Annotated in this window: 19 protein-coding genes and 3 rRNA genes; 17 read left to right on the forward strand and 5 right to left on the reverse strand. The window is 69.7% G+C overall.

Going from position 1 to position 26,182, the window contains the following annotated elements:
• The first annotated feature begins 12 nt into the window (after positions 1–12).
• The 11 genes from C7Y72_RS22400 to C7Y72_RS22450 all read left to right on the forward strand — a co-directional run bounded on the left by C7Y72_RS22400 (position 13) and on the right by C7Y72_RS22450 (position 10,354).
• Positions 13–612, forward strand: a complete 600-nt coding sequence (locus tag C7Y72_RS22400; RefSeq protein ID WP_107571439.1) for a hypothetical protein — start codon at positions 13–15, stop codon at positions 610–612.
• A gap of 44 nt (positions 613–656) precedes the next feature.
• The gene (locus tag C7Y72_RS24220; RefSeq protein ID WP_284690362.1) at positions 657–1,253 is read left to right on the forward strand and encodes a helix-turn-helix domain-containing protein; all 597 of its coding nucleotides are present in this window, start codon (positions 657–659) and stop codon (positions 1,251–1,253) included.
• 14 nt (positions 1,254–1,267) lie between these two features.
• A complete protein-coding gene (gene leuC / locus C7Y72_RS22410) occupies positions 1,268–2,623 on the forward strand; it encodes a 3-isopropylmalate dehydratase large subunit (RefSeq protein WP_107571440.1) in 1,356 nt (451 codons plus the stop codon).
• Positions 2,624–2,625: 2 nt separating this feature from the next.
• Positions 2,626–3,171 (forward strand): 3-isopropylmalate dehydratase small subunit, encoded by a 546-nt coding sequence (gene leuD / locus C7Y72_RS22415; protein WP_107571441.1) that lies wholly within the window; start codon positions 2,626–2,628, stop codon positions 3,169–3,171.
• Between the two features lie 11 nt (positions 3,172–3,182).
• A complete protein-coding gene (gene leuB / locus C7Y72_RS22420) occupies positions 3,183–4,220 on the forward strand; it encodes a 3-isopropylmalate dehydrogenase (RefSeq protein WP_107571442.1) in 1,038 nt (345 codons plus the stop codon).
• Between the two features lie 30 nt (positions 4,221–4,250).
• A complete protein-coding gene (locus tag C7Y72_RS22425) occupies positions 4,251–5,189 on the forward strand; it encodes a branched-chain amino acid transaminase (protein WP_107571443.1) in 939 nt (312 codons plus the stop codon).
• 136 nt (positions 5,190–5,325) lie between these two features.
• On the forward strand, positions 5,326–6,945 hold the full coding sequence (gene cimA / locus C7Y72_RS22430; protein ID WP_107571444.1) for a citramalate synthase: 1,620 nt from the start codon (positions 5,326–5,328) through the stop codon (positions 6,943–6,945).
• Positions 6,942–8,057 carry a DegT/DnrJ/EryC1/StrS family aminotransferase gene (locus C7Y72_RS22435; protein WP_107571445.1) on the forward strand — a complete coding sequence of 372 codons (1,116 nt, stop codon included), beginning with the start codon at positions 6,942–6,944 and terminating at the stop codon, positions 8,055–8,057. Before cimA ends, C7Y72_RS22435 begins: the two co-directional genes overlap by 4 nt.
• Positions 8,054–8,377, forward strand: coding sequence for a hypothetical protein (locus C7Y72_RS22440; protein ID WP_107571446.1), 324 nt, complete (start codon positions 8,054–8,056; stop codon positions 8,375–8,377). The genes C7Y72_RS22435 and C7Y72_RS22440 overlap by 4 nt, the downstream gene beginning before the upstream one ends.
• A gap of 40 nt (positions 8,378–8,417) precedes the next feature.
• Complete coding sequence (gene argH / locus C7Y72_RS22445) at positions 8,418–9,755, forward strand: argininosuccinate lyase (RefSeq protein ID WP_107571447.1); 1,338 nt, start codon at positions 8,418–8,420, stop codon at positions 9,753–9,755.
• On the forward strand, positions 9,752–10,354 hold the full coding sequence (locus C7Y72_RS22450; RefSeq protein ID WP_107571448.1) for a DNA-3-methyladenine glycosylase: 603 nt from the start codon (positions 9,752–9,754) through the stop codon (positions 10,352–10,354). The genes argH and C7Y72_RS22450 overlap by 4 nt, the downstream gene beginning before the upstream one ends.
• Positions 10,355–10,379: 25 nt before the next feature.
• On the opposite strand, the gene C7Y72_RS22455 is transcribed toward C7Y72_RS22450, so the two are convergent.
• On the reverse strand, positions 10,380–12,719 hold the full coding sequence (locus C7Y72_RS22455; RefSeq protein ID WP_146175500.1) for a transglycosylase domain-containing protein: 2,340 nt from the start codon (positions 12,717–12,719) through the stop codon (positions 10,380–10,382).
• 120 nt (positions 12,720–12,839) lie between these two features.
• Here C7Y72_RS22455 and tyrS point away from each other — a divergent pair, with 120 nt between their 5' ends.
• From tyrS to rrf, 4 genes are all read left to right on the forward strand, one after another.
• Positions 12,840–14,030: a tyrosine--tRNA ligase gene (tyrS, locus tag C7Y72_RS22460; RefSeq protein WP_199224033.1), complete on the forward strand. Its 1,191-nt coding sequence runs from the start codon at positions 12,840–12,842 to the stop codon at positions 14,028–14,030.
• 442 nt (positions 14,031–14,472) lie between these two features.
• Positions 14,473–16,019, forward strand: a 16S ribosomal RNA gene (locus tag C7Y72_RS22465).
• A gap of 352 nt (positions 16,020–16,371) precedes the next feature.
• A 23S ribosomal RNA gene (locus C7Y72_RS22470) occupies positions 16,372–19,364 on the forward strand.
• Positions 19,365–19,439: 75 nt separating this feature from the next.
• Positions 19,440–19,556, forward strand: a 5S ribosomal RNA gene (rrf, locus tag C7Y72_RS22475).
• The 16S, 23S and 5S rRNA genes sit together here, the layout of an rRNA operon.
• 850 nt (positions 19,557–20,406) lie before the next feature.
• Here the strand turns inward: rrf and C7Y72_RS22480 are convergent.
• Entirely contained in the window at positions 20,407–20,691 is a 285-nt protein-coding gene (locus tag C7Y72_RS22480; RefSeq protein WP_107571451.1) for a hypothetical protein, read from the reverse strand.
• A gap of 142 nt (positions 20,692–20,833) precedes the next feature.
• On the opposite strand from C7Y72_RS22480, the gene C7Y72_RS22485 reads away from it, so the two are divergent.
• The gene (locus C7Y72_RS22485) at positions 20,834–21,814 is read left to right on the forward strand and encodes a DUF389 domain-containing protein (protein WP_107571452.1); all 981 of its coding nucleotides are present in this window, start codon (positions 20,834–20,836) and stop codon (positions 21,812–21,814) included.
• Here the strand turns inward: C7Y72_RS22485 and C7Y72_RS22490 are convergent.
• Genes C7Y72_RS22490 through C7Y72_RS22500 form a run of 3 tightly spaced genes read right to left on the reverse strand, consistent with a single transcriptional unit; the run spans position 21,811 to position 24,757 of the window.
• Positions 21,811–22,920: an isocitrate/isopropylmalate family dehydrogenase gene (locus C7Y72_RS22490; protein ID WP_107571453.1), complete on the reverse strand. Its 1,110-nt coding sequence runs from the start codon at positions 22,918–22,920 to the stop codon at positions 21,811–21,813. The two genes, C7Y72_RS22485 and C7Y72_RS22490, sit on opposite strands and share 4 nt — an antisense overlap.
• 11 nt (positions 22,921–22,931) lie before the next feature.
• Positions 22,932–24,164 carry an MFS transporter gene (locus tag C7Y72_RS22495; RefSeq protein WP_107571454.1) on the reverse strand — a complete coding sequence of 411 codons (1,233 nt, stop codon included), beginning with the start codon at positions 24,162–24,164 and terminating at the stop codon, positions 22,932–22,934.
• Positions 24,161–24,757, reverse strand: a complete 597-nt coding sequence (locus C7Y72_RS22500) for an HDIG domain-containing metalloprotein (RefSeq protein WP_107571455.1) — start codon at positions 24,755–24,757, stop codon at positions 24,161–24,163. Before C7Y72_RS22500 ends, C7Y72_RS22495 begins: the two co-directional genes overlap by 4 nt.
• A 58-nt stretch (positions 24,758–24,815) precedes the next feature.
• On the opposite strand from C7Y72_RS22500, the gene murA reads away from it, so the two are divergent.
• Positions 24,816–26,129 (forward strand): UDP-N-acetylglucosamine 1-carboxyvinyltransferase, encoded by a 1,314-nt coding sequence (murA, locus tag C7Y72_RS22505; RefSeq protein ID WP_107571456.1) that lies wholly within the window; start codon positions 24,816–24,818, stop codon positions 26,127–26,129.
• Positions 26,130–26,182: the final 53 nt, after the last annotated feature.

Genomic DNA, 26,182 nt, shown 5'->3' on the forward strand with positions numbered 1-26,182 from the left:
AGACTGGCGGCCATGTCCGACGAGCCCGAGCTCCATCGCGTCCTCCAGGCCCGGGCGGTCGCCTTCGACGGCGACGCCCACCGGGCCTGGATGGACGGGGATCCCGCTGCGGCCCGCGCGGCGTTCGCGCAGGCCGCCCGGACCTACGCGGCGTCGTGGGACGCCGCGCCACCGGAGGCGTTCGGGCGGCTCGTCGGCCGCGTGAAGGCCGCGGTGCTGAGCGGGGACGAGGTCCTCGCCCGCGAGCAGTCGCGGGCGACGCTCGACGCGCTCGACGCCGTCGGCGGCCCGTCCTCGCCGGCGGCGGGGTGGGCGGCCGCGCTCGCGGCGCTGACGCTGCGCGAGGACGACCGGCTCCCGGACGCGACGGCCGCGATGCGGGGTGGCCCGCCGCCGTTCGCGCGCGCGGCGGACGCGGTGCAGGCGCTGGCGGCACGCGATGCGCCGGGCCTGGCGGCGGCGCTCGCGGCGATCGTCGAGGACTTCGCCACGCGCGACGGGCACCTGACCGGGGTGGCGATCGCCGACACGGCGCTCGTGCTGCAGCTGCTCGGCCGTCCGCGCGGACTGACCGCGCCGCTCCCGGCGTCCGCGGTCCTGCCGACGGCCTGATCGGGCCCCCGAAAACGGTTGTACGTGATAACGTACGCCGGACCGTGACCGCCGCCCCTGAAGAGCTCGAGCGCCAGGCCCACGTCGGGCCCCGCGTCCGCGCCCTGCGCGAGGCGATGTCGCTGTCCCTGCGCGACCTCGCCGAGCGCTCCGGCGTCAGCGCCCCGATGCTCAGCCAGGTCGAGCGCGGCGAGACCAGCCCCACCCTGCAGGTCGCCGCGAAGATCGCCGCCGGCCTGGACCTGCGGCTCTCGCAGCTGCTGCGGCTGGACGAGTCCGGCAGCGTCACGGTCGTCAAGGCCGGGGAGGGCCGTCGCGGCGGCACCGCCGAGGGCGGGCACCGCTTCGAGGTCCTCACCGCCCCGCTGCCCGGGCAGCGCGCCGAGCTGTCCCGCCACGAGCTGAAGCCCGGCGCTCGCACCGGCCGGGAGGGCGACCCGCCGATGCACGAGCCCGGCAGCCGCGAGACCGCCCTGGTCGAGCACGGCACCGTCGTCCTCGTCGTCGACACCGAGCGCCACGAGCTGTCGGCCGGCGACTGCGTCACCTTCGACGCCGACCTGCCCCACCACTTCGAGAACCCCGGACCCGACGACGCCGCCCTCCTGGCGGTCCTGTCGGCGGGCCTGCGACGCAGCTAAGGAGAGAGTGCCCGATGGCCAGCACGTTGTTCGACAAGATCTGGGACCTGCACGAGGTCGCGGAGGGTCTGATCTACATCGACCTCCACCTCGTCCACGAGGTCACGAGCCCCCAGGCCTTCGACGGCCTGCGCCTCGCGGGCCGCCCCGTCCGGCGTCCGGACCGCACGCTCGCCACCGCCGACCACAACACGCCGACCGACGGCACGCCGGTCGCTGCGAAGATCAAGGACGAGCTCTCCCGCAAGCAGGTCGAGAAGCTCGAGGAGAACTGCGCAGAGTTCGGCGTCCCGGTCTACTCGCTGGGCTCCGACAAGCAGGGCATCGTCCACGTCATCGGTCCGGAGCTCGGCGTCACCCAGCCGGGCATGACGATCGTCTGCGGCGACTCGCACACCGCCACGCACGGCGCGTTCGGCGCCCTCGCCTTCGGCATCGGCACGTCCGAGGTCGAGCACGTCCTCGCGACCCAGACGCTCGGCCAGAAGAAGCCGAAGTCGATGCTCATCCGCTACGAGGGCGAGCTGGGCCCGGGCGTCACCGCCAAGGACCTCATCCTCGCGACGATCGGCCAGATGGGGGTCAACGGCGCCACCGGCCACGTCGTCGAGTTCGCCGGACCGGCGATCGAGAAGCTCTCGATGGAGGGCCGCATGACCGTCTGCAACATGACCATCGAGGGCGGCGGCCGCGCCGGCATGATCGCCCCCGACGAGACGACCTTCGCGTACCTGCGCGAGCGCGGCGTCGAGGTCGACCCCTCCTGGGCCGACCTGAGGACCGACGAGGGCGCCGCGTTCGACACGGTCATCACCGTCGACGCGAGCGCGATCAGCCCGCAGGTCACCTGGGGCACCACGCCGGAGATGGTCGTGCAGGTCACCGACACCGTCCCCGAGCCGCAGGACGCCGGTGACGAGCGCGCGCTGGAGTACATGGCGCTGCAGGCCGGCACCCCGATGACGGAGATCAAGCTCGACCGCGTCTTCATCGGCTCCTGCACGAACAGCCGCATCGGCGACCTCCGCGCCGCCGCGTCGATGATCGGGGGCCGCAAGGTCGCCGACGGCGTCATCGCGATGGTCGTCCCCGGCTCCCAGCAGGTGAAGAAGCAGGCCGAGGAGGAGGGCCTCGACAAGGTCTTCATCGAGGCCGGCTTCGACTGGCGCGTCGCGGGCTGCTCGATGTGCCTGGGCATGAACCCCGACGTCGCCGCGCCCGGTGAGCGCGTCGCCTCGACGTCCAACCGCAACTTCGAGGGCCGGCAGGGCCGCGGCGCCCGCAGCCACCTCGTCTCCCCCCAGATGGCCGCCGCCGCGGCGATCGAGGGGCACTTCGTCGACATCCGTCAGTGGAACCAGGAGGGCTAGCCATGGAGCCGATCAACGTCGTCGAGGGACCGGTCACGGTCATCGACCAGGAGGACGTCGACACCGACCAGATCATCCCCGCGCGGTTCATGAAGCGCGTCGAGCGCACCGGCTTCGGCGAGTACTGCTTCCACGAGTGGCGCGCCAACGGCTACGACCTCCCCGCCAACCCGATCCTCGTGGCGGGCGCGAACTTCGGCTGCGGGTCGAGCCGCGAGCACGCCCCGTGGGCGCTCATGGACTACGGCTTCCGTGCCCTGATCTCCCCGAACTTCGCGGACATCTTCAAGAACAACTGCACGAAGAACGGGGTCCTCCCGATCGAGCTCCCCAAGGAGCAGTGCGACGAGATCGTCCGGCGCGGCAGCGCGAAGGTCGACCTCGAGGCGCAGACCGTCGACGAGTTCCCGTTCGAGATCGACCCGGAGATCAAGCGCCGGCTGCTCGGCGGCCTGGACGACATCTCGATCACGCTGCAGAGCGAGGACCGCATCGCCGCCTACGAGGCCGCGCGCGAGCGCTCCGGCCCGGACACCACGAAGGTCTGACGGAGGACCACATGACCAAGATCGTCACGCTGCCCGGCGACGGGATCGGGCCGGAGATCTGCGCGCCCGCCGTCGAGCTGCTCGAGCACTTCGTGCCGGGCGTCGAGGTCGAGGAGCACGTCTTCGGCGGCGCCTCCATCGACGCGCACGGCACCGCCCTCACCGACGAGGTCCTCGCCGCCGCGAAGACCGCCGACGCGGTGCTGCTCGCCGCCGTCGGTGGCCCCAAGTGGGACACGACCGATCCCAGCGCCCCGCGGCCCGAGCAGGGCCTGCTCGGCATCCGCAAGGCGCTCGGGCTCTACGCGAACCTCCGTCCGGTCCGCCCGCTGCCGGCGCTGTACGACAGCTCGGCGCTCAAGCGCGAGATCCTCGACGGCACCGACATGCTCGTCGTGCGCGAGCTGACGGGCGGCATCTACTTCGGCGAGAAGACCCGCACCGAGACCGACGCCTCCGATCTCTGCCACTACACCGTCGAGGAGGTCGACCGGATCGCCCGTGTCGCGTTCGAGGCCGCGCGCGGGCGCCGCAACCTCGTGCACTCCGTCGACAAGGCGAACGTGATGGAGACCTCGCGCCAGTGGCGCCAGGTCGTCCACGAGGTCCACGGCGCCGACTTCGCCGACGTGCAGCTCGAGGACCAGCTCGTCGACTCGTGCGCGATGCAGCTCATCGCCAACCCGACGCAGTTCGACGTCATCGTCACGGAGAACCTCTTCGGGGACATCCTCTCCGACGCCGCCGCGATGCTCTCCGGCTCCCTCGGCATGCTGCCCAGCGCGTCGCTCGGCAACCCGGACGGCCCGGGCCTGTTCGAGCCGGTGCACGGCTCGGCGCCGGACATCGCCGGCCAGGGCGTCGCCAATCCGCTGGCGATGTTCCTCTCCACCGCGATGCTGCTGCGGCACGGTCTGGCTATGGAGACGGAGGCCGCCGCGCTAGAGTCGGCGGTGGACCAGGCGCTCGACGCCGGCCTGCGGACCCGCGATCTCGGCGGCACCGCCGGGACCGACGAGGCGTACGCCGCGGTCCGCAAGTACCTCTGAAGCCCCGATCCCGACGACCAAGGACGACACGTGCAGCAGGCCGACCTCATCTGGATGAACGGCGAGTTCGTCAAGTGGGAGGACGCGAAGATCCACGTCCTCACGCACGGCCTGCACTACGGCACGGGCGTGTTCGAGGGCGTGCGCTGCTACGACACCGAGATCGGGCCGGCGGTCTTCCGCCATCAGGAGCACGTCGACCGGCTGTACCGCAGCGCCGGGCTCTACTACATGGACATCCCGTTCACGCCGGAGCAGATCCGGCAGGCGACGCTCGAGCTGATCGCCCGCAACGGGATGCGCTCCTGCTACATCCGCCCGCTCGTCTACCGCGGCTACGGCACCATGGGCCTGTTCCCGCTGGAGGCGCCGGTGGACGTCGCGATCGCCGTCTGGGAGTGGGGCTCCTACCTCGGGGACGAGGGGAAGGCCAACGGCGTGCGGGCGAAGATCAGCTCGTGGCGGCGCATCAGCCCCGACTCGCTGATCCCGCAGGCCAAGGCGTCGGGCCAGTACCTGAACTCGGTGCTCGCGAAGATCGAGTCGCACAAGGCCGGCTACGAGGAGGCGATCCTCCTCGACGACAAGGGCCACGTCTGCGAGGGCTCCGGCGAGAACATCTTCGTCGTGCGCGGCGGCGTCATCCACACGCCGCCGCTGACCGCGTCGATTCTCGACGGCATCAACCGGCGCTCGGCGATCCAGATCGCCCGCGACCTCGGCTACGAGCTCGTCGAGCGCGACATCGCGCGCGGCGAGCTGTACCTCGCGGACGAGGTGTACGTCACCGGCACCGCCGCCGAGCTCACCCCGATCCGCGAGATCGACGACCACCCGGTCGGCACCGGCAAGCCGGGCCCGATCACCAAGGCCGTGCAGTCCGCCTTCGAGGACGCGCTCTACGGGCGCGCCCCGCAGTACCGCGACTGGCTGGACCCGGTGCCCGCGACCGCCCCGGTCGAGGCCTGACGTGCGGTCCGTGGCGGCGCCGGCGGTCCGGCGAATTCCCGGGGCGGCCTGATCCGGCGCGGGTGATCCGCGCGGGACGACGGCCGCCGCCGCCACCCGCCCGTGACCACCTCCGTACCCCAGGAACCACCGACCGATGAACTCCACCGTCCAGCTCTACGACGCCACCCTGCGCGACGGCATGCAGGGGGAGGGCATGTCCCTCACCGCGCGCGAGAAGGTCCGCGTCGCCCACCGGCTCGACGAGCTCGGGATCGACCTGATCGAGGCCGGCTTCCCGGCGTCCAACCCGAAGGAGCTCGAGCTCTTCGGCCTGCTCGCGCAGGAGCGCTTCGAGCACGCGCAGATCGTCGCGTTCGGGATGACCCGACGGCGCGGTGTGGCGGCGCAGGACGACGAGAACCTCCGGATCCTCGCCGAGTGCTTCGCGCCGGTCTGCACGCTCGTGGGGAAGACCTGGGACCTGCACCTCGAGAAGGTCGTCAAGGTCGGACGCGAGGAGAACCTCGCGATGATCGAGGAGTCGGTCGCGTTCCTCGTCGGGTGCGGCAAGCGCGTCATCTACGACGCCGAGCACTTCTTCGACGCCTGGCGGGCCAACGAGGAGTACGCGCTGGAGTGCCTGCGGGTCGCCGCGCGCGGCGGGGCCGAGCGGGTCGTGCTGTGCGACACCAACGGCTCCTCGCTGCCGCACCAGGTCGGCACCGCGGTCGGCGAGGTGGTCGCCGCGCTCGGCCGCGACGTCGAGGTCGGCATCCACTGCCACAACGACCTCGAGTGCGGCGTCGCGAACACGCTCGCCGCGGTGCTCAACGGCGCCACGCAGGTGCAGGGCACGATGAACGGCATCGGCGAGCGCACCGGCAACGCGAACCTCGTGTCGATCATCGGCAACCTGCAGTTCAAGCTCGGATACGACGTCCTGCCCGGTGACCGGATCGAGAAGCTGACCGCGACCGCGCACTTCGTCGACGAGCTCCTGAACCTCGCCCCGGACCCCAACCAGCCGTTCGTGGGACGCAACGCCTTCGCGCACAAGGGCGGCCTGCACGTCGCCGGGGTCCGCGCCGACGCCTCGACCTTCGAGCACATGGAGCCCGAGCTCGTCGGCAACGAGCGCCAGCTGATCGTCTCCGAGCTCGCCGGCCGCCACACGGTCAGCGAGAAGGCGGCGGCCGTCGGCCTCGAGGTCGACGACGCGACGGCCCAGCGGGTCATCGACCGCGTCAAGGAGCTGGAGGCCGACGGATACCAGTTCGAGGCGGCCGACGGCTCCTTCGAGCTGCTGCTGCGCAAGGAGCTGGGCGGGCACGAGCCGCTGTTCGTGCTCGAGTCCTGGCGCACGATCGTCGACCAGAACGCCCAGGGCCACGTCGAGTGCGAGGCGACCATCAAGATCTGGGTCGGCGGTGAGCGCTACGTGCGCTCCGCGGAGGGCAACGGGCCGGTCAACGCGCTGGACGCGGCGCTGCGCTCGGTCGTGGCGGAGTTCCACCCGCACCTGCGCGACATCGAGCTGACGGACTACAAGGTCCGGCTGCTGGACCAGCACCATGGCACCGGTGCGACGACGCGCGTGCTCGTGCAGAGCACCGACGGCCGGCGCACGTGGGGCACGATCGGGGTGGCGCAGAACGTCATCGCCGCCTCGTGGCAGGCCCTCGTGGAGTCCTTCGAGTACGCGGAGGCGCCGCGCGAGCCCGCGCCGGCCGCCGACGCGGACGGCGACCCCGCGACCACGGGTCGCCCCGCATGAGCGAGGAGATCCCGGTCGCCAAGCCGGTGATCGGCCGGGAGGAGGAGGAGCGCGTCCTCGCGGTCCTGCGCTCCGGGCAGCTGTCGCTCGGACCGACCGGCCCCGAGTTCGAGCGGCGCTTCGCCGAGAAGGTCGGGGCGCGCCACGCGAGCGCGGTGTCGAGCGGCACGGCCGGGCTGCACCTGGCGCTGCGCGCGGTCGGCGTGCGGGACGGCGACGAGGTCGTGACGTCCCCGTTCAGCTTCGTCGCGAGCGCCAACGCGATCGTGTTCGAGCGCGCGACCCCGGTGTTCGCGGACATCGACCCGGTCACGCTCGACCTCGACCCGGCCGCGGCGGCGGCCGCGGTGACCGAGCGCACGACCGCGGTCCTGCCGGTCCACATCTTCGGCTATCCCGCCGACCTGCCGGCGTTCGAGCGGCTCGGCCTGCCGATCGTCGAGGACGCCTGCGAGGCGCTCGGCGCCCTGGACCGCGAGGGCGTCCCGGTCGGAGGGCGCGGCCATCCCGCGGTCTTCGGCTTCTACGCCAACAAGCAGCTGACCACGGGCGAGGGCGGGCTCGTCACGATGGGCGACGCGTCGATGAAGGCGCGCATCGACAGCGAGCGCAACCAGGGCCGCGCCCCCGACATGGGCTGGCTCGACCACGACCGGCTCGGCTTCAACTACCGGCTCAGCGACCTGCAGGCGGCGGTCGGCCTCGCGCAGCTCGACCGGCTCGACGGGATGCTCGCGGACCGCGCGCGGGTCGCCGCCGCGTACCGGGAGGCGCTCGCACCGCTGGCGGCGGACGTGGGGCTTGGCCTGCCGTGCGAGGACCGCGACCGCGAGCGCCGCGGCTGGTTCGTGTTCGTCGTGCAGGTCCCGCGCGAGCGCGACCGCGACCAGGTGATCCGCGACCTGCGTTCCCGCGGCGTGCAGAGCAAGCCGTACCTGCCGGCCATCCACCTGATGAGCTACTACCGCGAGGTGCACGGGCACCGGGAGGGCGAGTTCCCGGTCTGCGAGGACGTCGCCGCCCGCTCGGTGGCGCTGCCGTTCTTCCCGGAGATGACCGAGGGCCAGGTCGACCGCGTCGCCGCGGTGCTCGCCGAGGTGCTGCGGGGATGAGCGGGCGGGGCTCGGCCGTCGCGGGGCTCGTCCTCGCCGCCGCGCTCCCCGTGCTGCTGTGGCACGACCTCGTGGCGCGGATCGCCGCGAACTTCTCGCTCGACGCCGCGTACCTCGTGAGCGGCTGGACGCCGTGGGTGCTGATGGCGCTCGGGCTCCTCTGCTTCGTGCCCGCCGCGGTGCACGACCACCGGGCGCGCGGCCGCTTCGGCCGGCGCGACAGCGGCGGCTGGGTGGGGTGGGGGACGACCCTGTACCTGCTCGGGTTCGTGCTGGCGACCCAGGTCGCCCAGATCGCCGACGGCTTCGCGCGCGGCTGAGCGGCGGGCGCGGCCCGTCTGCCACTAACCTGCGGCGTCCATGTCGCGCTTCTCGCTGCCCCAGGATCCCGCCTTCCAGGCGATGAACACGTCGCTGTCGTTCGACCGGCGGCTGTGGCCGTTCGACGTCGCCCAGTCCCGCGCGCACGCGCGGATGCTCGCGGCGCGCTCGATCATCGGGGACGACGACCTCACCGCGATCCTCGCGGGGCTCGACGCGGTGGAGGCCGAGCTGCGCGACGGCAGCTTCCCCTTCCGCGAGGACGACGAGGACATCCACATGGCGGTCGAGCGGCGCCTGACGGAGATCGTCGGCGCCCCGGGCGGCAAGCTCCACACCGGTCGCTCCCGCAACGACCAGGTGATCACCGACCTGGCGATGTTCACGCGCGACAGCGCGGAGCGGATCATCGGGCAGCTCGAGGCGCTGCGCCGGGTCGTGCTCGAGGTCGCGCAGGCCCACCTCGACTGGCCGCTGCCGGGCTACACGCACCTGCAGCGCGCCCAGCCGGTGTACCTCTCGCACCACCTGCTCGCGTACTTCTGGATGACCACGCGGGACATCGCGCGCTTCCGCGCGGTCCTCGACGCGACCGCGGAGCTGCCGCTGGGCGCGGGCGCCCTGGCGGGCGTGAACTTCGACACCGACCGGCGGATGGTCGCCACCGAGCTCGGCTTCGACGGCGTGACCGCGAACTCCGTCGACAGCGTCTCCAACCGGGACTTCGCCCTGGACCTGCTGCACGCCCTGTCGGTCTGCGCGACGCACCTGAGCCGCCTGGGCCAGGAGATCGTGCTGTGGGCGAGCACCGAGTTCGGCTTCATGACCCTGTCGGACGCGTGGTCGTCGGGGTCCTCGATCATGCCGCAGAAGAAGAACCCGGACGCGGCGGAGCTCCTGCGCGGCAAGGCGCCGCGCGTGTGGGCGCACCAGGCGGCGCTCCACGGCGTGATCCACGCGCTCCCGCTGACCTACAACAAGGACCTCCAGGAGGACAAGGAGCACCTGTTCGACGCGGTCGACACGGTCGAGATCTGCATCGCCGCGGCGCAGGGGATGCTCGAGACGGCGGAGTTCCATCGCGAGGCGATGTCGGCGGCGGCCTCCGACCAGATGATCGCGGCGGTCGACCTCGCCGACTTCCTCGTCGTGCGGGGCACGCCGTTCCGCGAGGCGCACGGCGTCGTCGCGCGGCTGGTCCGCGAGGCGGTGGAGCAGGGACGTACGCTCGCCGACGTGACGGTCGCCGAGCTCGGTGACGACGCCGCATCGGTGTTCGAGCAGTCGTCGTGGCTGGAGTCGAAGGTCTCCGAGGGCGGGACCGCGCTGGCCCGGGTGCGCGAGCAGCTGGACCTGGCGCGCGCGCAGCTGGCGTGAGCGGCGCGGTCCTCGACGCCGCGTTCTACGACCGTCCGGTGCTGGAGGTCGCGCGCGACCTCGTCGGCTGCGAGCTCGTCCACGGCGAGACCGCGGGGCGCATCGTCGAGACCGAGGCCTACCACCACACGGAGGCGGCGTGCCACGCCTACGTGGGCCTGACGGCACGGACCTCGACGCTGTTCGCGGCGCCCGGGACCGCGTACGTGTACCGCTCCTACGGGATCCACGCGCTGATCAACGCGGTCTGCGAGGGCGAGGACGTGGGCGCGGCGGTCCTCGTCCGCGCGCTCGACCCGACCGCGGGGGTGGAGCTGATGCGCGCACGCCGCGGTCCGGTCCACGAGCGGGACCTCTGCAACGGGCCGGGCAAGCTCACGCAGGCCCTGGGGATCGAGCTGACCGAGAACGCGACGTCGCTCGTCGACGGGCCGGTGCGGATCCGCGCCCGGGAGCCGGGGGTGGTCCCGGAGCTCGTCACCGGGACGCGGATCGGCATCACGAAGGCGGTCGAGCTGCCGTGGCGCTTCTGCCTGCGCGGCAGCCGGCGGGTGTCCCGCCCGTATCCGCCGGGGCTGCTGCACCACGGCACCGGCTGACCCGGGCCCGAGCGGGACGCCGGGGTCAGGGCGTCGGTGGGACGGCTCCCCCGGCGCCGCCGTCGGCCGGGGCGGCCGGGGTGGCGGCGGGCGGCGGGGTCGCCGCCGGCGGCGGGGTGGCCGCCGGGGCGGGGGCCGGGTCGGCGGGCTGGGCCTGCTGGCCGGCGCCGGTCTGCGTCTGGGCCTCGCCGCCGCCGTTCCCGCCGCCGGTGTCGCCCTCGGGCTCCGCGGTGTCGGCGTCGGCGGCGCCGGCGCTCCCGGTGGTCGGGGCGGCGGTCCCGGGCGTCGCGACGGGCGGCACCGTGGTGGTCTGGGTCTTCGGCGGCAGGCCCTTGGCCTTGCGCTCCGCGGCGACGCGCTCGTCGATCACGCGGTTGGCGCTGATCATGAACTCGCGCCAGATCTGGGCCGGGAAGGTGCCGCCGGCGACGGGCTCGCCGGCGAACTCCGTCTCCATCGGCTTGAAGGCGTCGGGATAGCCGACCCAGACGGCGACGGTCATCCGGTCGGTGAAGCCGACGAACCACGCGTCGCCGAAGTTCTCCGTGGTGCCGGTCTTGCCGGCGGCGAACTGGCCGAAGGCGGCCCGCTTGCCGGACCCCTGCGTGACGACGGTCGACATGATCGACGTCGCGGTCTCGGCGACCTCCTTGGACAGGACGCGGCGCGTCTTGCGGCGGTTCTTCTTCACGCAGCGGTCGGTCCCGGCGAGCGTCACGCAGCGCTTCGTGTCGGCGTTCTCGACCTCGCGGATCGCGACGGGGCCCTGGTTGCTCGTGCCCAGCGTGCCGTACACGCGCAGGCCCTTCTCGGCGAACGTCTCGTACGCGTGGGCGAGGTCGAGCGGCGTGACGCCCTGCTTGAGCCCGCCGAGCGTCATCGCGTAGTTGTCCGACACCGGGGTGCGGATGCCCATGCGCCGGGCCAGCCGGGCGACCTTGCGGGTGCCGACCTTGATGCCGGCGGCCGCGTAGACGGCGTTGTCGGAGAAGGTCAGTCCGCGCGCGAGGGTCGAGACCCCGGAGTAGTTGTCGTCGAAGTTGTTCACGACGAACTTCTCCTGGCCGTCGGTGCCCGGCACGGTGAACTCGCGCTTGCGCGACGGCCACAGCGACCCGGGCCCGATCCCCTGGCGCAGGGCCTCGGCGAGGATGAAGGGCTTGAACGACGATCCGGGCTGGCGCTGGCCCTGGGTCGCGAGGTTGAACGGGGCGGTGTCGTAGTCGCGCCCGCCGACCATCGCGCGCACCTCGCCGGAGCGGTTGTCGATCGCGACGAGCGCGGCCGTGGGCCCGGTCGGGTTGGGCAGGAACGCGTCCACGGCCCGCTGCGCCTCGCGCTGCAGGTCGAGGTCGAGGGTCGTGCGGATCCGCAGCCCGCCCTCGAACGCGCGCCGCGCGCCGAACTTGTCGACGAGCTGCTGGCGCACCCAGGAGGTGAAGTAGGGCGCCTTGGACTCGACCCTCGGCGGGGCGACCTCGCCGCCGTAGAGCGGGGCCGCGACCGCCTCGCGGTGCTGGGTCGCGCTGATGCGGCCCTGCTCGAGCATCTTGTCGAGGACGATGTTGCGGCGGATCTCGGCGTCACGCGGGTTCACCGTCGGGTCGTAGCCGGATGGTGAGGCGACGACGCCGGCCAGCAGCGCGGCCTCGTGCGGCTCGAGCTCCTTCGCGCACGGGCGCTTCTCGGTCCCGCAGCCCTGGTGGTTGGGGTCGCTGCCGAAGTAGGTCCGCGCCGCGGCCTCGACGCCGTAGGCGCCGTTGCCGAAGTAGATCGAGTTCAGGTACTCGCGCAGGATCTTGTCCTTGGACCACTTGCGCGTGAGGTGGTAGGCGAGCGCGGACTCGCGCAGCTTCTGGAAGACGGTCCGCTCGTCCTGCGCGTCCATCGCGTTCTTCACGAACTGCTGCGTGATGGTCGAGCCGCCCTGGCGGGCGCCGCCCTTGATGACGTCGTTGACGAACGCGCGGCCGATGCCGCGCAGGTCGACGCCGGAGTTCTCGTAGAACCGCTCGTCCTCGACCGCGATGATCGCCGACTTCATGTACGGCGAGATGTCGCTGCTGTCGGTGAGGATGATCCGGTTCTGGTTGCTGGCCAGCAGGCCGAGCTCGCGGCCGCGGATGTCGACCATCACCGAGTTCCGGGCGCCGCCCTTCTCGCGGTACTCGGGCCGGTTCTCGAGGTCCGGGAGGTCCGACGCGACGGCCATCATCATCCCGAAGACCGTGGAGACGACCGCGAGCAGCCCGAGCGGCACGAGCAGCAGCAGCAGCCGGAACCACTTCACGCGCGGGCGGCGCCGGCGGCCCGGGGCGGGCTCGACCGGAAGCGGAGTGATGTTCGTGCCCTCGAAGTCGCTCATCGTGGGGTGCTCCGCGACGTCGCGCGCCACGCGTGCGCTCGCGCGGTCGGTCGGGGGAGAGGCGTCGGAACGTGGGCGGCAACCGGCTCCGGCGGAGCGATGAGTCTACCATCGGGCCCGATGCCCGATCCCGCCTCCGACGCCGCGTTCCTGACCCGCAACACCGTGGCAGCGCTGCCGGACGGTGCGCTGCAGCGCCGCCTGGAGGAGGCGGCCCGCGAGGGACGCCAGCTCCGCGTGAAGCTCGGGCTGGACCCGACCGCGCCCGATCTGCACCTGGGGCACACCGTGGTGCTGCAGAAGCTCCGCGAGTTCCAGGACCTCGGCCACCGGGTGGTGCTCATCGTCGGCGACTACACCGCGCGCGTGGGGGACCCGAGCGGTCGCTCGTCGACCCGTCCCGCGCTGTCCGGCGAGGAGATCGACGCGAACGCGAGGACGTACCAGGAGCAGGCGTTCCGGGTGCTGCGCGAGGACCCGGACCTCCTCGAGGTGCGGTTCAACGGCGAGTGGCTCGACATGAAGATGGAGGAGCTCTTCCGGATCGCGCGGACGACGACGGTGGCGCAGCTGCTGGAGCGCGACGACTTCGCCAAGCGGTTCGCCGCGCGCCAGCCGATCTCGGTGCTCGAGCTGCTCTACCCGCTGATGCAGGGCTACGACTCGGTCGCGATCCGTGCCGATGTCGAGCTGGGCGGCACCGACCAGACCTTCAACCTCCTGCTCGGGCGCGACCTGCAACGCCACTTCGGCGTGCCGGAGCAGAGCATCCTGACCCTGCCGATCCTCCCGGGGGTCGACGGCGTGGACAAGATGAGCAAGTCGCTGGGCAACCACATCGGGGTGACCGAGGCGCCCGACGAGATGTACGGGCGCACGCTCTCGATCCCGGACGAGGCGATGGCGACCTGGCGGGCGCTGCTCGCCGTGCCGGACCCGCCCGACGGCACCGGTCCTCGAGACGCGAAGCGCGCGCTCGCGCGCGCGATCGTGGAGCGCTTCCACTCCACGGACGCCGCGGTCGCGGCGCAGGAGCGCTTCGACGCGGTGTTCGTGGCGAAGGCGGTCCCGGACGACGTCCCGACGTTCTCGGTGGCGCCCGACGCGGGAAGCGTCCATCTCCCCGCGGTGATCGCGGAAGCGTTCGGGCGCTCACGGGGCGAGGCCCGGCGACTCCTGGCCGGCGGCGGCGTGAAGCTGGACGGCAGCGTGGTGCCCGCGGACGGGCTCGATCTGCCGGCTTCCGATCTGGACGGGAAGGTCCTCCAGGTCGGAAAGCGAGCGTTTACGCGCCTGAAAATCACGGATTAGCCCCGTGGTAGAGCCGTCTTGGCCCGTCGGGCCCAAGAAATCGGCCTCACCCGGAACGCACGCTGGAAAACCCCGTGCTACCTTTCCGCTCCGCCGTTCAGACGGCGCGCCGCACACACCGGGCGAAGTTGACCCAAAGTGTCGGAGCGTGATAGTCGCCTCGGCCCCGTCGCCCCGGGGGAACATCACCGGGGCGAGCGTCTGCAAGAGGGAGTCCCCCTCACTGCGAGAGGCGCAGCGGTCTTTGACAACTCAACAGCATGCGTACCTTTCGCTCTGGTCTAGCCAGAGCCGGAATGTACGTCCAGGTTCGACCCGCCGGGGTCCTTCGGGACGGCCGGTGGGCAACAAATAGAGAAGTGCCAGTAGTAACCCTGTCAGACGGAGCCGCATTTGTGTATGGCGGCTCCAGAACATGTCAGACAGACTCTTAGTGAAGTTCTTCACGGAGAGTTTGATCCTGGCTCAGGACGAACGCTGGCGGCGTGCTTAACACATGCAAGTGGAGCGACGAAACCGGGCTTGCCCGGTGGCAGAGCCGCGAACGGGTGAGTAACACGTGGGTAACCTGCCCCGATGATTGGGACAACTCCGGGAAACCGGAGCTAATACCAAATGTGCTCTCTCCCTCTAAGGGGAGCGAGGAAAGGAAGCTTCGGCCTCCGCATCGGGATGGGCCCGCGGCCCATTAGCTTGTTGGTGGGGTAACGGCCTACCAAGGCGACGATGGGTAGCTGGTCTGAGAGGACGATCAGCCACACTGGGACTGAGACACGGCCCAGACTCCTACGGGAGGCAGCAGTGGGGAATCTTGCGCAATGGGCGAAAGCCTGACGCAGCAACGCCGCGTGGGGGAAGAAGGCCTTCGGGTTGTAAACCCCTTTCAGTTGGGACGAAGCTTCGCCGGTGAATAGCCGGCCGGAGTGACGGTACCTTCACAAGAAGCACCGGCTAACTACGTGCCAGCAGCCGCGGTAATACGTAGGGTGCAAGCGTTGTCCGGAATCATTGGGCGTAAAGCGCGTGTAGGCGGCTTGGTAAGTCAGCTGTGAAAGCCCAGGGCTCAACCCTGGGATGCCGGTTGATACTGCCAAGCTCGAGTCCGGAAGAGGAGTGTGGAATTCCTGGTGTAGCGGTGAAATGCGCAGATATCAGGAGGAACACCAATGGCGAAGGCAGCACTCTGGGACGTGACTGACGCTGAGACGCGAAAGCGTGGGGAGCAAACAGGATTAGATACCCTGGTAGTCCACGCCGTAAACGATGGGCACTAGGTGTGGGAGGTGTCGACTCCTTCCGTGCCGAAGCTAACGCATTAAGTGCCCCGCCTGGGGAGTACGGTCGCAAGACTAAAACTCAAAGGAATTGACGGGGGCCCGCACAAGCAGCGGAGCATGTGGTTTAATTCGACGCAACGCGAAGAACCTTACCTGGGCTTGACATGTACCTGACCGCCCTGGAAACAGGGTTTCTCTTCGGAGCAGGTTCACAGGTGGTGCATGGCTGTCGTCAGCTCGTGTCGTGAGATGTTGGGTTAAGTCCCGCAACGAGCGCAACCCCCGTCGCATGTTGCCAGCATTTAGTTGGGGACTCATGCGAGACTGCCGGTGACAAACCGGAGGAAGGTGGGGATGACGTCAAGTCATCATGCCCCTTATGTCCAGGGCTACACACGTGCTACATTGGCGCGTACAGAGGGCTGCGATACCGCGAGGTGGAGCGAATCCCTTAAAGCGCGTCTCGGTTCGGATTGCAGGCTGAAACTCGCCTGCATGAAGGTGGAGTTGCTAGTAATCGCGGATCAGCATTGCCGCGGTGAATACGTTCCCGGGCCTTGTACACACCGCCCGTCACACCACGGGAGTGAGCAACACCCGAAGCCGGTGGGCTAACCCGCAAGGGAGGCAGCCGTCGAAGGTGGGGCTCGTGACTGGGGTGAAGTCGTAACAAGGTAGCCGTACCGGAAGGTGCGGCTGGATCACCTCCTTTCTAGGGAGTGCCTTCGGGCACCCGATCGGAAACGCGCTCAAGGCCGGCGTCACCGCTCTTCGTGAGCACCGACGTCTGGACCGGCCAGCTACGCCTGATCGGCCTAGCATGTCGACCGAACCTGGCCTGCCCTGATCGGCAATACCGCTCGATCACGAGGCTTGCATGCTGTTGAGTTGTGAGAGACCGGCGCCCGTCGGCCAGCCACCGTGCTGCGCCGGCCTGGCACCAGCCCTCTCGGCGGTCCTTGAAAACTGCACAGTAGCCACAAGCCCGATGCTTCGATAAGCGCATCGGGTTTACGGGTATCACCAGCCGAACGGGGACTAACCCTGTCCGTTCGGTTGATCACCGTCAAGATAGTAAGGGCACACGGTGGATGCCTAGGCACCTAGAGCCGATGAAGGACGTGAACGACTGCGATAAGCCGCGGTGAGGCGTTGAATAGCCTTTGACCCGCGGATTTCCGAATGGGGAAACCCGGCGCTGGTAATGCGGCGTCATCGCTGGCTGAACACATAGGCCAGTGGAAGGTAAGCGGGGGAAGTGAAACATCTCAGTACCCCGAGGAAAGTAAATCAACCGAGACTCCCTGAGTAGTGGCGAGCGAAAAGGGATCAGCCCAAACCGGGCTCGTGTAAGCGACCATGCGTTGCGTGTCCGGTGTTGTAGGGCGCTTGTTCCTGGTCATGGTCGGCCAGGCAGCAGTTACAAAGTCATGTGGTAGCGGAAGCACGTGGAACCGTGCACCAGAGAGGGCAACCGTCCCGTACGCGAAACCTCATGACCTGCTGTCAAGCGTTCCTGAGTAGGTCCACACACGTGAAACGTGGACTGAACCTGGGGGGACCACCCTCCAAGGCTAAGTACTCCTAGGTGACCGATAGCGGACTAGTACCGTGAGGGAAAGGTGAAAAGTACCCCGGAAGGGGAGTGAAATAGTACCTGAAACCGTGTGCCTACAAGCGGTCGGAGCATCCTCGTGATGTGACGGCGTGCTTTTTGCATAACGAGCCAGCGAGTTGCTCGTGTGCGGCAAGGTTAAGCGATGAGCGGAGCCGTAGCGAAAGCGAGTCCTAATAGGGCGTCTTGAGTCGTACGCGGCAGACCCGAAACTGAGTGAGCTACCCATGGGCAGGTTGAAGCGGGGGTAAGACCTCGTGGAGGACCGAACCGACCTAGGTTGAAAACTGGGCGGATGACCTGTGGGTCGGAGTGAAAGGCTAATCAAACTCAGTGATATCTGGTTCTCTCCGAAATATATTTAGGTATAGCCTCAGGTAAATTGCATTGTGGCCGTAGAGCACTGTTTGGACGCGGGGCCCCACCAGGTTACCAAATTCAGGCAAACTCCGAAGACCATTATGTCTACCCTGGGAGTCAGTTGCTGGGGGATAAACTTCAGCGTCGAAAGGGAAACAGCCCAGACCGCCGGCTAAGGTCCCAAAGTGTTAGCTAAGTGGCAAACGATGTCCGAGTGCATAGACAACCAGGAGGTTGGCTTAGAGGCAGCCACCCTTGAAAGAGTGCGTAACAGCTCACTGGTCAAGTGTTCGGGCGCGGATAATGTAACGGGGCTCAAGCTAACCACCGAAGCCGCGGGTGCGATCTTTGATCGCGCGGTAGGAGAGCGTTCCTATGCCAGTGAAGCGGCGGCGTAAGCCAGCCGTGGAGGCATGGGAAGTGAGAATGCTGGCATGAGTAACGAAAGAGGGGTGAGAATCCCCTCCGCCGATTGCCCAAGGGTTCCTGGGTAAAGTTCGTCTGCCCAGGGTTAGTCAGGACCTAAGGCGAGGCCGAAAGGCGTAGTCGATGGCCAACAGGTTGATATTCCTGTACCACGTCGTGATCGTTTGACCGATGGGGGGACGGGGAAGGCTAGAGGATCCCAGGCGATGGTCGTCCTGGGGTAAGTGCGTAGGTTGGGCCCTAGTCAAATGCGGGGCCCTTTAAGCCGAGACACGATGCCAGCTGGCTTATGAGCCGGCGAGTCCTTGACGCCATGCCTCCAAGAAAAGCCTCTAGGGAGATTGCGCGTGCCTGTACCAAAACCGACACAGGTGGGCAAGTAGAGAATACTAAGGTGATCGAGATAACCCTCGTTAAGGAACTCGGCAAAATTGCTCCGTAACTTCGGGATAAGGAGCGCCCCAGTAAGGTGAAGCCCCTCGCGGGTGGAGCCTGAGGGGGCCGCAGTGAATAGGTTCAAGCGACTGTTTACCAAAAACACAGGTCTCTGCTAAGTCGAAAGACGACGTATAGGGGCTGACGCCTGCCCGGTGCCGGAAGGTTACGTGGAGATGTTAGGGCTTGACCCGAAGCATCGAAGCTAAGCCCCGGTAAACGGCGGCCGTAACTATAACGGTCCTAAGGTAGCGAAATTCCTTGTCGGGTAAGTTCCGACCTGCACGAATGGCGTAACGACTTGAACGCTGTCTCAACGAGGGGCTCGGTGAAATTGCAGTCTCGGTGAAGATGCCGAGTACCCGCGGCTAGACGGAAAGACCCCGTGAACCTTTACTACAACTTGGTATTGGTGTTCGGTCCATTTCGCTCAGGATAGGTGGGAGGCTTTGAAGCATCGGCTGCGGCTGGTGTGGAGCCATCCTTGAGATACCACCCTTGGTGTATTGGACATCTAACTCCGCTCCGTGAATCCGGGCGGGGAACAGTGCCAGGCGGGTAGTTTGACTGGGGCGGTCGCCTCCCAAAATGTAACGGAGGCGCACAAAGGTTCCCTCAGCACGGTTGGAAATCGTGCGAAGAGTGCAAAGGCAGTAAGGGAGCTTGACTGTGAGACCGACAGGTCGAGCAGGTGCGAAAGCAGGTCTTAGTGATCCGGCGGTAGCAAGTGGAAGTGCCGTCGCTCAACGGATAAAAGGTACTCCGGGGATAACAGGCTTATCGGGCCCAAGAGTCCACATCGACGGCCCGGTTTGGCACCTCGATGTCGGCTCGTCGCATCCTGGGGCTGAAGTAGGTCCCAAGGGTTGGGCTGTTCGCCCATTAAAGCGGTACGCGAGCTGGGTTCAGAACGTCGTGAGACAGTTCGGTCCCTATCTGCCGTGGGCGTTGGAGAATTGAGTGGATTTGCCCCTAGTACGAGAGGACCGGGGTGAACGGACCTCTGGTGTAGCTGTTGTTCTGCCAAGGGCATCGCAGCCTAGCTACGTCCGGATCGGATAACCGCTGAAAGCATCTAAGCGGGAAGCCGGCCACAAGATGAGTTCTCCCACCTCCTTGAGAGGGTAAGACCCCTGGTAGACCACCAGGTTGATAGGCCGCATCTGGAAGCGCCGTGAGGCGTGAAGGTGAGCGGTACTAATGGGTCGAGGGCTTGACGGATATTTTTTCAGTGGTACCCGTAGTGTGGCGAACTGTGCAGTTTTGAAGGACCCCGGGTGGGTGCTCTCACGAGTTTCCGGTGGTTATGGCGAGGGGGAAACACCTCTTCCCTTTCCGAACAGAGCAGTTAAGCCCCTCAGCGCCGATGGTACTTGGCCCGCAAGGGCCTGGGAGAGTAGGTCGCCGCCGGTTTAAATTGACGCAAAGGCCGTCCCGAAAGGGGCGGCCTTTCGTCGTTCCTAGGGCAAGTTGCGGCTTTGGGCCGGCTGCCGGGGTGTAGGTGTGGGGTGCGGTCGTTCGCTGCGGCACGCGGCCTCCGGCCGCGCACCGGATGTCGCTCACGACCGTACCCCACACCCGCCCGTGTTCCGGGTTCACGTGACTCCGCGGCTCGAGGTGGGGCACCGCACGCCTTGGTGGCCTGGCAGGCGTACCCGCAACAGGCCGGGGCAGCGGCAGCAGCACCGCACGCCACGCTGCAAGAGCGGCGGCTCTACGCCGTCGTCGTGCGGGGGCCATCGGGGCACGTTAGGCGGAGCGGGACGGCGCGTTCGGCGACGGAGGCGGAGCTCGGTCACGACGGTCAGAGGCGGTGGCGGGAGCGCGGTGTTTTCGGTGTCGGTGTGGGGTCCGGCCGCTCGCTGCGGCACGCGGCCTCCGGCCGCGCACCGGATGCCGCTCACGACCGCACCCCGCACCCGGACCAAGCACACAGCGTGCCTTGGTGATCGGCCGGTTGGGGCCGGTGCGGTTCCGCGGCGGTCGAGGCGAGCCCGAGCAGGGGCGGTGGCGTGCTGGCCGGTCCGGCGGCGGGCATCCTGGGCTTGCGGTGGGAGGGCGTGCTCGAGGTCGGGGCCCGGGCGCCTTCGGAGTGCTCGTCGACGGGCGATGCCGGCCAACGTCGAGGTCAGCGGCCGGTGCGCTGCTCGGCGGACGACGAGGTACGTGTCGGCGGCCGAGCCGACAACGACGGAGGGCCGCCCCCACGGCGGCCCTCCGGTACAGCGTTCTGGATCTCCGGTGGCCCTCCCAGGCCACGACCTCACACGGGGACGTGTGGCTGTCGCTGCCGCGACCGGGCCGAGGACGGCGCGGTGCAGTGCTGCTCGGCCGCGAGAGGCGCACCCGGGCGCCGGGGCCGATCACGGCGCGGGGCGGACGGCCCCGGGCGGCGCGAGCGCTCGCGATGGTCGACGAGGACTGGCGGGCTCTTCGGATCGTCGAGATCCTCGAGCAGGGCGAAGCTCACGACCGCGTCGACGGCCCGGCGCACGACGCTCCGCAGGGAGCTCGTGGCGGCGGGGGTTCCAAGCGTGGGGGAGAACATGTGTTCGCAACGGTACGGCGGTGGGCGGACGGAACGGGGCGAACGGATGTTCCCCGTGGTCTGATCGCTCGTTTTTGGCTTGTCCATGCGGATTTCGCCCTGCGAAGCTGCAACGGATCTTGCGCGGAAGTACGCTGTTTGCGTGGTTCATCTCCGGCTGGTCGTGCCGCACGGGCGCGTCGACGACGTTCTCGAGGTCCTGGAGTGCACGCCCGCGGTGACGAGCATCATCGTCCTGCCCGGAGCGGCGCGCAGCCCCGTCGGGGACGTCGTGCTCTGCGACGTCGCACGCGAGGACGCGAGCGTCGTCCTCTCCGACCTGCGCCGGCTGCGGATCGACCAGGACGGCTCGATCGCCGTCGAGATCGTCGACACGGCGCTCTCGCGCGTCGCCGAGGAGGCGGAGCGCATCGCGCCCGGCAGCCCATCCGACGCGGTGATCTGGGAGGACGTCGAGGCCAAGACCTCCGAGAGCGCCACCCTCTCCGGCGTGTACCTGACCTTCATGGTGCTCGCGTCGCTGATCGCCGCCGTCGGCATCTTCCTCGACAGCCCGATCCTCATCGTCGGCGCCATGGTCGTCGGCCCCGAGTTCGGGCCGATCGCCGGCTTCAGCGTCGCGTTCGTGCAGTGGCGACAGCGCCTCGCGCTCAAGTCGCTCGGGGCGCTGCTCGTCGGCTTCCCCGTCGCGATCGTCGCCGCCTACCTCGCCTCGCAGGCGTTCCGCCTGACCGGCGTGACCCCCGACGTGTTCTCCGAGGCCGACCACAACCTGTCGTCGATCATCTCCAACCCCGACTTCCTCGCCTTCTTCGTCGCCGCGTGCGCCGGGGCCGCCGGCGTCCTGTCGCTCACGACGCAGAAGTCCGGCGCCCTGATCGGGGTCCTGATCTCGGTGACGACGATCCCCGCGGCGGCGAACATCGGCATCACCGCCGCGTACGAGGACTGGGACGGCTTCTCGGGGTCCGTGCAGCAGCTCGCCGTGAACGTCGCCGGCATTCTCCTCGCCGGTGTCGTCACGCTCTACCTGCAGCGCAAGCTCTACCACCGCCGACGCCGGCGGCACCTCGCCTCGGTCGAGGTCCAGCGCGCCGCGCGGCTGCGCCGACGGCGCCGCTAGACCGTGGAGCCCAGCGAAGACCAGACCTCGATCTTCGTGCGGATCCGGGCGATCACGTCGCTCGTGAACTCCGTGGTGCCGACATGGCCGCCCAGGTCCGGCGTGCGCACCCCGGCCGCCGTCGCCTCGAGCACCGATTCGTAGATCGCGCGCGAGGCCCGCTCCGCCTTAGGGCCCGCGCCGGCCGTCGAGGCGTGGTGCAGCACCGCGGCGCAGCTCAGGATCATCGCCATCGGGTTCGCGACGTCCTTGCCCATCAGCGCCGGAGCGGTGCCGTGCGGCGCCTCCGCCATCGCGACCGTCGTCGTGTAGTCCTCGTCGAAGGCCAGCAGCACGCTCTCGGCGCCCGCGATCGACCCGAACATCGGCATCACCAGATCGCTCAGGCAGTCGCCGTCGCGGTTCAGCGCCGGGATCACCAGCGGCGTCTCCGTCGCGCCCGACACGAGCCCCGCGTACGTCGCGTCGATCAGCACCGGGCGGTAGGTCACGTCCGGGTAGCGCTCGGCCGCCGCGTCCATCTCCTCCTTGAGCATGCCCTCGTAGACGGGGGAGACCGTCCACTTCGGACCGCCGTAGACCTTGCCGCCCATCTTCCGGGCGGTCTGGAACGCGTAGTCGGACACCGCGCGGCACACGCTGCGGGAGATCCGCTCGGTGCGGAAGGCGACCTCGTCGGGCGACCCCTCCTCGCCCTCGCGCCACTGCTCGGCCCCGTACGCATCGCCGACCGCCATGCGCACGACGCTGATCGGGTGGTAGGTCCCCCCGACGGGCGTGATGCCCGGGATCCGCCGCCCGGTCCGCACGATCACCTTGCCGTCGATCCCCTCGCGCAGCAGCCGGTTCGGGGAGCCGACGTCGTCCTTGCCCTCCGGCGTGATCGTCGCCGCCTTGATCCCCAGCCCGCACTCGCGCATCGCCTGCGCCGCGTCGGAGACGACCTGGTTGTCGGTGGCGCGCCGATGCTCCAGCGACAGGTCGAACCGCTCGAGGTCGAGCTCGAGGTCCACGACGTCGGGAGCGAGCACGCGCACGGCCTGCTCGAGCAGCTCCTGACCGGTCTCGTCGCCCTCGAGGATGATGATCTTCAGCCGGTCGCTCATGGCGATCCACCCTAGCGAGGCGCCTCGGCGCCGGACAGGGACGGAGCGGCGACCAGCGCTCGACGCCGGGTCGTGGCCAGCGCACCGCCCGCCAGCGCGACGATCGCCGCGGTCAGCACCGCGGCCCGCCAGCCCGGCCCCTCCGCCAGCGCGCCCGCGACCGCGTTGCCGCCCGCGATCCCGCCGACGAGCGCCATCGTCACCCACGTGTAGGCCTCCGTCCCGACCCCCGACGGGGCGAGCCGCCCGACGAGCTCGTTCCCCGCCGTGATCGCCGGGGCGATGCAGCAGCCCGCGACCATCGCCAGCGGCACCATCACGGCGACCGACGGCGCCAGCGCGAGCGGCAGGAACGTCACGCCGCACCCCAGCAGGAGCAGCGGCCAGCGCTGCGCCACCGGCGACGTCCACGACCGCGCCCCGTAGGCGAAGCCGCCCGCGGCGCTCGTCAGCGCCCACGCCGCCAGCAGCAGGCCCGCGGCGTCCGGGGCGCCTTCCGCGCGCGCGAACGCCGGCAGCGCGACCTCCGTCGCCCCGAAGCAGAACCCGGCGGGCACCGTGCACAGCACCACCGCGCGGACCCCCGGTGCCGCCATCGCGCCCAGCAGGCCGTGATCCCCGGTCCGCACCGACGGCCCCGTCGCGCGCGACGCCGGCTGCGCCACGAATGCGACCGTCCCCGCGAGCGTCAGCGCCGCCCCGAAGAGCAGCGCCGCCTCGGGCACGAGGACCGCCGCCGCGGCCGCCACCAGCAGCGGACCGGTCACGAAGATCAGCTCGATCGCGATCGCGTCGAGCGCCAGCGCGGCCGGCAGCAGCTCGTCGCGCTCCTCGCCCAGGAGCGTCGGCCACAGGGCGCGCAGCGCGCTCGACAGCGGCGGGACGGTCGCGCCGGTCACCCATGCGACCGCGACCAGCACGGCGGGGTGGACGTCCGCGTGCCCCAACGGGACCAGGCAGGCCATGCTCGTCGCGTGCACGACGGCGAGCGGGAGGAGGACGGGCCGCTGGCCCAGCCGGTCGATCAGCCGTCCCAGGAACGGCGCGACGAGCCCGGTGCCCAGCGCGTACCCCGCCGCCGCCAGTCCGGCGACCGTGAACGATCCGGTCTCCTCGCGCAGGAACAGGACCAGCGCGATCGTCACCAGCCCGATCGGCACGCGACCAAGGACGGTCAACGCGTACAGCGGGGCGACCCCCGGAGTCGCGAGCACCCGCCGGTAGCGGGCGCCCCCGAGCGTCACGACCCGGCGTCGCCCTCGAGCTCGAGCTCGGCGGCGTGCGGCTCCAGCGCGCCGATCACGAAGCGGATGTGATCGTCGAGCTCGACGCCCAGGGCCGCTGCGCCCTCGCGGATGTCGTCGCGGCTCACCGCCGCCGCGAACGCGGGCGTCTTCAGCTTCTTCTTCACGGACTTGGCGGTCATGCCGCGCAGGCCCTCCGGCCGGACGGCCGCCACCGCGACCACGAAGCCGCTCAGCTCGTCGACCGCGAACAGGGTCTTCTCGAGGTCGCTGTCGCGCGAGACCCCGAGGAAGTCGGCGTGCGACGCGATGCCGCGGACGAGCTCCGGCGGCGCGTCCAGCTCCTCGAGGACCCGCAACGCCGTTCGCGGATGACCGTCGGGCGCGTCCATGTCCGGATGCCGCTCGTAGTCCATGTCGTGCAGCAGGCCGGTGACGGCCCACAGCTCGACCTCGGCGTCGTCGAGGCCGCGCTCGCGGGCGGCCGCGGTCATCGCGAGCTCCACGCAGCGGCAGTGACGGCGCAGGGACGGCGACTGCACCCACTCGGTCAGCAGGGACCAGGCGGCGTCGCGCGAAAGGGGCACGGACATGGCTGTTACCCTAGCCCAGCCCGCGGGCTCCCCCTTCCCCGCGCAGGCCCCTCGCACCATGGAGAAGTTCGTCATCGACGGCGGCGTCCCGCTGTCCGGCACGGTCGTGCCGGCCGGCAACAAGAACGGCGCCCTGCCCATCCTCGCGGCCTCGGTCCTCACCTCCGAGGAGGTCGTCGTGCGCAACGTTCCGCGCATCCGCGACGTCGAGGCGATGCTCGCGGTGCTCGCCGGGCTCGGCGTCACCGTCGAGTGGCGCGGCGCCAACGAGGTCGCGCTCAACGCGGCCGCCGTCACCGCCGAGTCCGCCATCGACCGCGAGAACGCGGAGCGGATCCGCGCCTCCTTCCTGCTCGCCGGCCCGCTGCTCGCGCGCTTCGGCCGCTGCGAGATGCCGCCCCCCGGCGGCGACGTCATCGGCCGGCGGCGGCTCGACCCGCACCTCGACGCGTTCGTCGCGCTCGGCGCCCGCTACGACCACGACCGCGACATCGTCCTCGAGGCGACCGGCCCCGAGGGCCGCCTGCGCGCCGGCGAGGTCTTCATGGACGAGCCGTCGGTCATGGCGACCGAGAACGCGCTGCTGGCCGCCGCCCTGACCCCCGGGGTCACGGTCATCGGCAACGCCGCGTGCGAGCCGCACGTCCAGGACCTCGCGCGGATGCTCCAGAAGATGGGCGCCGACATCCAGGGCGTCGGCTCCAACGTCATGATCGTCAGCGGCCGCGACGAGCTCGGCGGCTGCACCCACGAGGTGTCCCCGGACCACATCGAGATCGGCTCCTTCATGGCGCTCGCCGGCGTGACCGGCGGCGAGATGCGGATCGTCGACACCGTTCCGGACGACCTGCGGATGATCCGCCTCGTCTTCGAGAAGCTCGGCCTGCGCAGCGAGGTCGACGGGGCGGACGTGCTCGTCCCCGGCGGCCAGAAGCTCATCACCGGCCGGGACGTCGGCGAGCACAAGATCAAGGTCCAGGACGGCCCCTGGCCCGCGTTCCCGGCCGATCTCACCTCGATCGCCGTCGCGCTGGCCACCCAGTGCGAAGGCTCCGTGCTGATCCACGAGTGGATGTTCGAGAACCGCCTCGTCTTCACCGACAAGCTCGTGCTCATGGGCGCCGACATCACGCTCTGCGACCCGCACCGCGCCATCGTCGCCGGCCCGGCGCGCCTGCGCGGCGAGCGCGTCGAGAGCCCGGACATCCGCGCCGGCATGGCGATGCTCATCGCCGCCCTGTGCGCCGACGGCCGCAGCGAGATCCACAACATCCGGCAGATCGACCGGGGGTACGAGCGGATCGACGAGCGCCTGCGCGAGCTGGGTGCGAAGATCGACCGCGTGCCGGTCGAGCCCCACCATTCGTCCTGAACCGTCCGAGCCCCACGTGGACCGGGAGGACGGTGCGCGCGGGCGCCCGTCAC

The sequence above is a fragment of the Paraconexibacter algicola genome, assembly GCF_003044185.1.
Classification (GTDB): Bacteria; Actinomycetota; Thermoleophilia; order Solirubrobacterales; family Solirubrobacteraceae; genus Paraconexibacter; species Paraconexibacter algicola.